At 80.0% G+C, this 2,294-nt stretch carries 2 protein-coding genes; one reads left to right on the plus strand and one right to left on the minus strand.

Going from position 1 to position 2,294, the window contains the following annotated elements:
• Positions 1–110: 110 nt before the first annotated feature.
• Positions 111–1,580, plus strand: a complete 1,470-nt coding sequence (locus GTR00_RS26065; RefSeq protein ID WP_166613161.1) for a diguanylate cyclase domain-containing protein — start codon at positions 111–113, stop codon at positions 1,578–1,580.
• Between the two features lie 18 nt (positions 1,581–1,598).
• On the opposite strand, the gene GTR00_RS19205 is transcribed toward GTR00_RS26065, so the two are convergent.
• Positions 1,599–2,294: hypothetical protein (locus GTR00_RS19205; protein WP_166613162.1), on the minus strand; the 696-nt coding region annotated here is incomplete at its 5' end.

Here is a 2,294-nt window from a genome sequence, read left to right on the forward strand (position 1 = left end):
CCCGCCGCACCTCCCCGGCTGCGACGATGACGAGCGCACCGTCCCCCGCGGGGCCCGCACCCCTGGGGGTCCCCGGTGCACCGGCCGGCGCGCGGGGGGTGCAGGGAGCGGTGACGTCGCAGCGGTCCCCGGCGGGCGCGCGCACCACCGTGCCCGCGCAGGCCGGCGCGCCCGCGCAGGCGCTGGAGGTCCTGCTCACCGAGCTGGCCGAGGCGGCCGCCGAGCGGGCCCTGCCGCTGCAGCACCTCGTCGACCTCGTGCACCCGCGGCTGTCCGCCGCCGCGGGCGTGCGGCGCCTGGTGGTCCTCGCCGACCCCACCGGCAGCGCCGGCCCCACCGGCAGCGCCGACGCCGGCGGCGAGCTCGTCCTGGCCCAGGCCGGCCCGACCCTGCCCGGCGGCCCGGGGCTGCGGCTCGCGCTGCGCCACGCCGGCGCCGACGTCGGCCACCTGCTGCTGGAGGGCGGCGAGCCGGCCTCCCTGCCCCGGCACGTCCTGGCCACCGTCGCCCACCACCTCGCCGCCGCCCTGCACGCCGTGGCCGCCCTGCAGGAGCAGCGGCAGTTCTCCGCCGCCGGGCGGGTGCTGTTCGAGCGCGGCGCGCGGGCCGCCGGCGTGGAGGCCGCCGGGCGCGTTCTGGCCGAGGTGACCGCCCAGACGCTGCGCACCGAGGTCGCCGCCGTCCACCTGGTCGACGCCGCCACCCGCGCCACGCAGGTCCTCGTCATGGGCGTGCCCGCCGAGGTGGAGGCGCAGCTGTCCCGCAGCCTCGTGGGGCGCGTGGCCGGCGACTCGCCCGCGTGGCGGCGCGTGCGCGACGCCGGCACCGACCTGGTCGACGACGCCAGCACCGCGCCCGTGCGCCCCGGCGGGTTCATCCGCACCCTGGGGCTGCTCTCCTTCGCGGCGATCTCGCTGCTGTCCGCCGACGGCGTCGTCGGCACCGTCGTCTGCGGCGACACCACGCGCCGGCGCACCTGGACGGCCTCGGACCGCGAGCTCGCGCACCGCCTGGCGCTCGGCGGCGCCGTCGTCGTCGACAACGCCCGGCTGCGCGAGGCCGAGCGCGCCCACCTGCTGGAGCTGGAGCACCGCGCGTTCCACGACGCGCTCACCGGCCTGGCCAACCGCGCCGCGCTGCTGCGCGACCTCGAGGACGCCCTGGGCGCCGGCGAGCGGCGCGCCGCCCTGCTGCTGGTGGACCTCGACGGCTTCAAGCAGGTCAACGACGCCCTCGGCCACCACGCCGGCGACGTCCTGCTGCAGCTCGTCGCCGGCCGGCTGCGCGAGCTCACCCCGCCCGGCGCGCTCGCGGCCCGCCTCGGCGGCGACGAGCTGGCCGTGCTGCTGCCCGGCGCGGCCACCGCCGCGCAGGTGCGCGAGCTGGCCCGCCGCGTCCACCTTCGGCTGCGCGAGCCGTTCGAGATCGAGGGCCGCACCGTGCGCACCGGCGCCAGCGTCGGCGCCGCCCTGGCCCCCGAGCACGCCGCCGACGTCACCGGCCTGCTGCGCGCCGCCGACGCGGCCATGTACTGCGCCAAGCGCGGCGGGGACGGACCGGTGCTGGCCCCGCGCGGGTGAACCGGCAGCGCCCCGCGCTCAGCGGGCCAGCGGCACCGCCGCGGCCCGCCCGTGCGCGCCCGCCGGGACCCGGCGCGCGGCCACCGCCGCCGCGGCCACCACGACCCCCACCGCCGCCGGCAGGCTGGCGTAGGTGAAGAACGCGTGGATCTGCGAGTGGTTGCTCAGCACGCAGTACCAGGCGGGCACCACCAGCGCCGGCGCCGCCAGCACCGCCGCCGCGCCCGCGCCCGCCGCGCCGTGCCGGCGCACCGCCACCACCAGGCACGCCGCCGTCACCGCGGCCGCGGCCACCAGCACCGGCACCGCCGTCGCGGTGCCCTGCACCCACGCCGACCAGTTGCGCGCCAGGCCCGCGCCGAACGCCTGCGACACGTCGCCGCCGTCCAGGCGGAACCGGCTCACCTCGCCCACCTTCGAGAACACCCCCGGCCCCTGCACCAGCGCGGCGATCACCCAGCGGGAGACCCAGGTGAACCCGAACGCCACCGGCCACGCCACCGCCGCCGCCAGCACCGTGCGCGCCGTCGCCACCAGCGACCCGCGCCGCCGGTGCGCCACCAGGCCCGCCGCCGCCGCGCACAGCGCCCAGCTCATCGGCGGCACCGTCAGCAGGTCCACGTAGCAGAACAGCGCCGCCAGCGCGAACACGCCCGTGACGACCATCCGCAGCCCCGGCACGTCCGTCAGCGCCAGCACCGGGCGCGTCAGCAC

It is taken from the genome of Kineococcus indalonis, from assembly GCF_009906395.1.
GTDB lineage: Bacteria > Actinomycetota > Actinomycetes > Actinomycetales > Kineococcaceae > Kineococcus > Kineococcus indalonis.